This is a genomic window from Echinicola sediminis, from assembly GCF_054777495.1.
The window spans coordinates 1-7,123 of the sequence record NZ_BAAHAP010000158.1 but is presented as its reverse complement, the minus strand read 5'-3'; the positions used below and the strand labels follow the sequence as shown (position 1 = coordinate 7,123).

Sequence of the window (7,123 nt, the reverse complement as noted above, 5' to 3'; positions counted from 1 at the left end):
GTGAAGTGACTTTTTTCAATCTCCTTTACTTGCTCTGTAGTTAGTTCTTCTTTCCATGATGCGATTTTTCCTCTTCTAAAAAATTTTTTGGCTTTAATAGGTTTTTCAGAAAATGATATTTTTTCTTCAAGCTTTTGCAATCTATCAAAACTTGATAGAGCTATAGCTCGATCTATTTGATCTTTTGAGCAACTAATACCAATAAAATGTGTGATTTGTGTAAAGGTAGCTAAGGGGTTATTAACCATGTCCTCGTATCGAACTATCAGAAGCTGTTTAGCTGGAAAATTGCTCGTCCAGGTATCAATGTGCTCACTCCAAGACCCAATATAATGCGCCAATTGATTATGGGTCCCAGTAGTTGGCTTAGCTCCATCGCACATGTATTTAATGGTTTTGTCATAATCGGAAATCCCTCCATGGTGTGTATATGAAACACATACATCCAAAGGATTTCTGACAATATAGACTGTTTTATAGGATGGTTTTTGAGGCAAAAGCCAGTTGTTGAATTTTGTCTTTAAATATGCTTCATGAGATTTGAAAAAAATGGTTTGGCTTTGCTCTTTTATGTATTGTTCTATCACCAAGGGTTTATAGTACGCTATTTCATTATCGGTTAATTCATAGGAATTGAGATCCGATGTTTTTTCAAAAAGTGTACGAGAAGAGGTTATTTGAGAATAATCATTCATTTTGTTGATGTTGAGTTTTTCTCCCTTCATCAAATGCCCCAAAAAAATTCTCAGCCAGGTATTACCTGATTTAGGGTAGGAGGCCAAATAAACAAGTTCAGATGTCAGTTTCATTTAGCTTTATTCAAATCTTGCTTGATGACCGCCATTACTTCATCTATTGAGCTGTCTTGTGGTCTTTTTACCGTTTTTATTTTACAATTATTGGCTATACTGCCAATAGTAGAGAGTAAATGAAACTGAAGTTTCATGGATTCAGCTATATGTTTTCGATATACATTGCTCTTTAAAGCAATAAATCTGTCACTATCTATTATTGTTTCCATCTCTGTTGCTTCAGCACTTTTTTCGATTTTCAGCAAATAACATGCTTTGATCCTGACCGGCTCAGAAGCAAATCCCTCCCGGTACCTGACGGCCCTTTTGCCTATGCCTTCCCTTACCAGGCCATATTGGGATTTATCGATAGCAAGGCTTTCCATGGCGTCTTCACCCAGCTTGGACTGGGGATATCCGGGGACCGCATAGGGCAGGCCATCGATTATTTTTATGGGACAGACATCATCGGTGATGGCACTATGTCCCGTAAGCCGAAAGGCCGAAGCAGTGGTTGATTTTCCTGCACCCGAACTCCCCATAAACAGTACCGCTTCACCTTGATGTTCGATGGCACTGGCATGAATGGGCAGTACCTGCCGTTGGTGCAGGATCGCCCCGAAACAGGTCCCCAAGATAAAAAGGCGGATATCATCCGGCCGGCCCCCTTCATTTGGGCGGATGGTGATGCTTTTCCCATCAGCAATATAAAAACGGGCCACATCAAAGATCTCAAAAAGAAATTCGCTTTGGCCCACCTCATAGGTCACCCCTTTTTTCAAACATTTTTCCAGCCCCTCCGGAGTGTCCCCGAAAAAAATGCTTACATCCGTTTTGTCCTGATCACCGGATGGCAACAGTTCGGGCAACTCCAGTTCGGAGGATATATTTAGACCGTATACCTGATAGTGATAGCTCATAGTCAATGTTGGCGGTTTTGTAGTTAGGCAGGGTGGACAAGCAGCTTGTCCTTGTTCAGTGCATTCAAAAATGGTAAGATGTCATCGATGCACTCTTCAAAGCTGATTTTATACCTGTTCACCAAAGTCTTTGCGATTTCTTCTGCTGTTGTTGGTGATTTTAGCTGTTCCCATATAAGTGTCCCGACCTTATTGATCCTGAAATACTTTCCGCTCTCTATGGTCATGAGCACCGTTTCATCTCCTATTTTTGTTGTTAACAGGTCTTCTTTAAGTTGGATCTTTTGCGATGGTGTAAGTGAGTCGACTGTCATTCTTGTACCGTTTTATGCATTCGTCAAATTAATGGACGGATGAGTTGTTTTCGATATAAAAAGCAAATTTACCTGTAACGGTAAAAGCCTGACGGCCTGATGCTCCGGTCACAATGAGGCTTCCGGCCCTTAGCCAGGCATGGGCTTTCATTTCCATTGTTTCATTCATTTGTACTCCAAAGTAAATGGTATGGTCAATTTTCTTTGATTTTAGGATATGATGGGCACACAATGCCTGTGCAAAACAGTTGCTTTTCCAAGGAGTGAACCTGCTCACGTAGCGGATCAGGCTGCCGATACTTACCAATAATTCATTTTCCGGAACCGGGTTTGAAGGGGTTTCTTGTTGGAAATGTCCTATCTTTTTGGCAATGGTGCTAAAAGGGGTAAACAGTACCCGGAACCTTGAAACTCCCAGTAATACCCAGATTTTCGGAATGGTGAACTTATGCCGAAGAAGTAATTTTATGAAATTTTTGATGCCAAAAACAGACGGTATTCTCATAGGTCTATCGTAGGTCGCTGAGTGTATCCTCATTTCTCTGGTTTTAATTGGTCGATGCACCTTCAGGCATTTCTTCAATTTCATAACTGAATACCGCTTGGTAGAGGTAACAGTCTTTCTTTTCCCTGAACGGTGTCACGAATATTGTAACTTCACCAAGTTGTTCGTTATTCATGGACCAGGTGCCTTGTTGAAGATAACCGCCATGGTCTTTGGGGCCTTCAAAGACGATATCATATCCTATAAACTCACCACCCAGATCGCGCTCGTCCGAAACCTTTGTCAATTTCAGTTCCATAACAGGCTTCTGTGGATCATAGGTAATTTCAAAAAACGTGTGGAGGGCAGCTTTAAACTCGGATTGCTTGGGGATATACATACAAATTGGTATTTATTAAAGTGAAAATAACAGTGATGTCTTAAGTAATTTCAAATGGTAAAAAACAGTTAAAAAGCATTCATTTGTATAGGCCATAAAGGTATAAAACTAAGCCAATTTACTAAAAAGTCAATTGGATAAAAAACAGGAGACAGAAAAACATCCAGATGTCTGTTTCTCTCCTTTGCGCACTTTGTGGTTAATAACCTTTCCTTCCTCAGACAGTATTTTTACCACAGAGGACACCAAGGTTTCACTAAGGACACAAAAAACAATAGCCCCCTCTGGGGCCTCGGCGTTCTCTGTGGTTTAAAAGTTTAACCACTGAGGACACGGAGTTCACTGAGGTTTTTAAAAAAAGCTTTGGGATCTCTGTGCCACCTTGGTGCTCTTTGGGGTTAATAACTTTTCCTTTCTCAGACAGTTTTTTACCACGGAGGGCACTATGGTTTCACTAAGACACAGAAAACAATAGCCCCTCTGTGGCCTCAGCGCTCTCTGTGGTTTAAAAGTTTAACCACGGAGGACACGGAGTTCGCTGAGGATGTGCAAAAAAACTTTGTGTACTGTGATTAGAAATACGACAGCAACGTGTTCAAACTAACAACCCCAAGGTTGATCAAGGCATGAACAATTATTGCCGCCAAGATTCCCTCCTTAAACCTTACGTAAGAAAAAAGCAATCCTCCGGGCAAAAAGGCAATTAATGCGACGATGATCTTATTTTGAGCTGAATCTCCTGTCATACTCATTAGATGACCAAGAGAAAAAAGTATTGAAGAAAACAAAGCAGATAAATAAAGAAGTCTTTTGGATATCTGATCATCATCTCCAACTTCTTTAGTTTCATTAAAGAACAAGCCAATCAATAATACCGAGCATACAGAAACCCATACTACCCATGTAATATGGAGGATGACAAAAAGTAATATTTGGATTAGAATAAAAAGATAGTGTTTTGTATATCCGCTTAAGTATCCCCTAAAGATCAGCTCCTCAGATAGTGGAGCCACCAATAGAAGGACTGCCAATTCATACCAATCGGTATCAAAAAAACAAGGCGTATTACCACCCACCCCATAATAATCGGCGATAGGTTCCACGATTAAATTTCCATAAATCAATAGCGCCAAAAATAACACTACTATACTTTTCCGTTTAGAAAAAAACGTCTGCGACCGATTAAACAATATACTCTCTAAACCAGGCATTTTCTAAAACTAAGTAGTAGACAAGTTTAGCAAGTCCATCATTACAAAGACAAAAAGATTGTTGTAGACATGGACAGAGGTTACGGTAATATAGCCACTGATATCCCTTCTTTTCCTTGCCATCAGATAAAATAGGGCATACAGTACTCCTACCAAAAAGGTATTTAGGACATAGTAAACATTATAGGAATGAGCTAACCCAAACATTATCGAAGAGAAGATTACCGAACAATTTATGCCGAAAGGGAAACTGAATTTTTTAAAAATAAAAAGGACTACCTCAATAATAAAATACTGAAAAACAAAGGTTTCTAACAAAGGAGCGATAATAACGGTCACCAAGAAAATATAGCTAAGGTTTTTCCCTTCCAGGTAACTGATTTTAGCTATTTCATCTCCTGCGAGAGAGGTAAACAAAAACGAACTGATAAAGGAAAAAGCTAAATTAACCAAACACAAGACCGTTAAAAACAAAGACCTTTTGGTTTGAAGTGAATAGTAATAAAGCCTGTAAATAATTGTTGGTTAGTCTAATTTATTTAGCCCACCCTGTTGGTTTTTGGCTTAATATAGAAATAGATAGTTAGATTAATTTCAGCCTCTATTTCTCACTATTTCAATAAAATTCTATTCTTAAGAACTATAATAGGATGAAATCACTCCCAGACAACCTACTAAATTATTAATTGAATGGAGTAGGAAACCATGAATGAAGCCATATTTTATCCTGAAAGTTCCATAAATTAGTCCTGATACAAAGTGCTTTAACAGTGGCACCAAAGAAAATAGCAACATTTCAGAAGTATATAAATTTCCAAAATGAATCAATGCAAAAAAAAGGCTTGTTAAAACTAGCAATTGTATCGATGAAAGTTTGTTAAATACTTCAAATAATTTTAACATATATCTTTTGAAAGATATTATCATTAAAAGCACGAACAGCAGTAACAAGCCTGTTTCATATAATAGACCCAAATCAAACCATTGAAATTTGGAATTCATAACATATGGAATAAATCCAACAAAAAAACACATGCCGTAATAAATGCTTTTAGGCTTTTTTACCAATACAAGACGGAACGATAGCTCCTCCAATAGAGGGAAAAGCACTACCATAAAAAAAATAAAAATCCATAAATCCTTGTTTGAGGCAAGTAATAAATCATCATAAGTTCCTAAGTCTATCAATTTTCCTTTCCTTACAAGGAATTGATTAAATTGATAAAACACTAAAACAGATAAGAAAAGAAGAAAACAGTATGTGAAATATTTCTTTAGCACGGATTTTTGGAAATTAGAGCGAAAGCCAAAAAAACTTTGGCCTTCGCTCTTAGATTTAAGGCTTGAGCTGTTCAAATAATTTACCTGTGTCTTTAATGATGTCTTCAGTAAGAAATGTAACATTTCGTATTGTTGCTGCGAAGGCACCCACCCAGTAGCCTATCTTATAACCAGTTTTATAGGCACTTCCTCCATTGATTTTGATTAACTCTGATGAATCTAATTCTATGATTTTCATGATATTCCTATTTAGTTTCTCTCATATTTCGGTGACCGAGTGTATCCAACATCAACCCCTTCAAAGAAGCCAGATGCAAATTCCTTTATGGCCACGGCTACTTTATATCCAGGCAAAAAGCTATAGGGATTAGGCCAAACCCCACCATTTATCTCAATAATTTCCTTTTCGGATAATTCAATAGTGTTTTGGTTCATAACTATTTTATTTTTAAAAATACCCCAAACCTTTACCGGGCGTCTGGTTTCCCAATCTCAGTAGAAGCAACGGAACTAGCTAGCATTTACCGCTAATCACTGATCATAGTATTAAGATAAAGATGTTCCGTCTAAAAAATTGGACGTTGGGATAAAGTTCCACATTTTTCCTCCATCGATATTTTTGCAATCATTTCCATCTATCACGCTAAAGGAAAATTCGAAAGAAAGCCGCTCACAATTGCTGTAGTAGAACGATGCCGTCCTCTTTGAATAATGGACTTCCACACCAATATCTTTCATTTCCTCAAGGAGCAAGTAAAGCTTTGCCCTGCTAATGCCCAAGCGTTTCGCCAAAGACTCAGGAGTTCCTGTTCGCTGTTCGCTGATAAGCTTATTTAACAGTTGTATTCTTTGTATGCGTAGAAAAATATTCATGATAGTTAGATTTAAATCATTCTATGAATTTTAGTGCATTCCATTTGGAATATACATTTGCTTCTGAAACATTTGATAATAATGGCCTCCTAATTCCATTAGCTCCGCATGACTCCCATCTTCAACCAGAAGTCCCTTATCCAATACATATAATCGATCAAATTCATAAACAGTGGCCAATCGATGAGTAATAAAAATGATGGTTTTACCTTTCCTGGCTAGTCGACGAATGGCTTTTTGTACAAACTCCTCCGAAACAGGATCTAATGAAGATGTAGCCTCATCCAATATCAGAATTTCGGGATCTCTGTACAATGCTCTTGCCAAAGCTATGCGTTGTTTCTGGCCACCCGATATAGAGGCTCCATTTTCGCCCAAATAGGTCTCCATACCGTTAGGAAGTGCTTCAATAAATTGCATCATTCCCAACTCATTACAAATTGTAACAATCCTCTGCATATCCGGAGCATAGTCTCCCAATGCAATATTTTCAATCACATTTCCACTAAATAAATCAATCTTCTGAGGAACTACCGACACCAATTTCCTTAAGCTCTCGTTTTTGAAATACCGAATATTATATTCTCCAATATGAATAGTTCCAGACTGTAAGGGATAAAGGTTTTGAAGTAAAGAGATGAGTGTGCTTTTCCCTGAACCGCTTTCACCAACTACCCCTGATATCTTTCCTTTCATAATGGTTAGGTCCAATCCTTTAAACACATGCACCCTGGTTCCATACCAAAAGTTAATAAAAAAACACAGCAAATTGATTCCTCATTACCAACACGGGCACTTCGACAGGCTCTGCGGCCTATAACCATTAATTTAATCAGGAAAAGTCGCCCG

11 protein-coding genes and 1 pseudogene are annotated in these 7,123 nt (G+C 38.1%); all 12 read right to left on the bottom strand.

The genetic code is table 11. The features are described from left to right. Window positions 1-809: sulfotransferase domain-containing protein (locus ACYVAA_RS21775; RefSeq protein WP_460545947.1), on the bottom strand; the 809-nt coding region annotated here is incomplete at its 3' end. Further along, complete coding sequence (locus ACYVAA_RS21770) at window positions 806-1,711, bottom strand: phosphoenolpyruvate carboxykinase (ATP) (protein ID WP_460545944.1); 906 nt, start codon at window positions 1,709-1,711, stop codon at window positions 806-808. The genes ACYVAA_RS21775 and ACYVAA_RS21770, both read right to left, overlap by 4 nt. A gap of 23 nt (window positions 1,712-1,734) precedes the next feature. After that, on the bottom strand, window positions 1,735-2,025 hold the full coding sequence (locus ACYVAA_RS21765; protein ID WP_460545941.1) for a PqqD family peptide modification chaperone: 291 nt from the start codon (window positions 2,023-2,025) through the stop codon (window positions 1,735-1,737). Window positions 2,026-2,053: 28 nt separating this feature from the next. Beyond that, window positions 2,054-2,563 carry a transglutaminase-like domain-containing protein gene (locus ACYVAA_RS21760; RefSeq protein WP_460545938.1) on the bottom strand — a complete coding sequence of 170 codons (510 nt, stop codon included), beginning with the start codon at window positions 2,561-2,563 and terminating at the stop codon, window positions 2,054-2,056. Between the two features lie 10 nt (window positions 2,564-2,573). Beyond that, window positions 2,574-2,909 (bottom strand): DUF6916 family protein, encoded by a 336-nt coding sequence (locus ACYVAA_RS21755; RefSeq protein ID WP_460545935.1) that lies wholly within the window; start codon window positions 2,907-2,909, stop codon window positions 2,574-2,576. Between the two features lie 572 nt (window positions 2,910-3,481). Beyond that, window positions 3,482-4,012, bottom strand: coding sequence for a CPBP family intramembrane glutamic endopeptidase (locus ACYVAA_RS21750; RefSeq protein WP_460545931.1), 531 nt, complete (start codon window positions 4,010-4,012; stop codon window positions 3,482-3,484). 117 nt (window positions 4,013-4,129) lie between these two features. After that, window positions 4,130-4,573, bottom strand: a complete 444-nt coding sequence (locus ACYVAA_RS21745) for a CPBP family glutamic-type intramembrane protease (RefSeq protein WP_460545928.1) — start codon at window positions 4,571-4,573, stop codon at window positions 4,130-4,132. A gap of 180 nt (window positions 4,574-4,753) precedes the next feature. Further along, complete coding sequence (locus tag ACYVAA_RS21740) at window positions 4,754-5,524, bottom strand: CPBP family glutamic-type intramembrane protease (protein WP_460545950.1); 771 nt, start codon at window positions 5,522-5,524, stop codon at window positions 4,754-4,756. Then, window positions 5,457-5,639, bottom strand: a complete 183-nt coding sequence (locus ACYVAA_RS21735) for a hypothetical protein (RefSeq protein ID WP_460545952.1) — start codon at window positions 5,637-5,639, stop codon at window positions 5,457-5,459. The genes ACYVAA_RS21740 and ACYVAA_RS21735 overlap by 68 nt, the downstream gene beginning before the upstream one ends. 11 nt (window positions 5,640-5,650) lie before the next feature. Continuing rightward, on the bottom strand, window positions 5,651-5,836 hold the full coding sequence (locus ACYVAA_RS21730) for a hypothetical protein (protein WP_460545925.1): 186 nt from the start codon (window positions 5,834-5,836) through the stop codon (window positions 5,651-5,653). Between the two features lie 111 nt (window positions 5,837-5,947). Further along, window positions 5,948-6,274, bottom strand: coding sequence for a DNA-binding protein (locus tag ACYVAA_RS21725; protein ID WP_460545922.1), 327 nt, complete (start codon window positions 6,272-6,274; stop codon window positions 5,948-5,950). Between the two features lie 30 nt (window positions 6,275-6,304). Then, window positions 6,305-7,027, bottom strand: a pseudogene (locus ACYVAA_RS21720) (ATP-binding cassette domain-containing protein); the annotation flags it as partial. Between the last annotated feature and the right edge of the window lie 96 nt (window positions 7,028-7,123).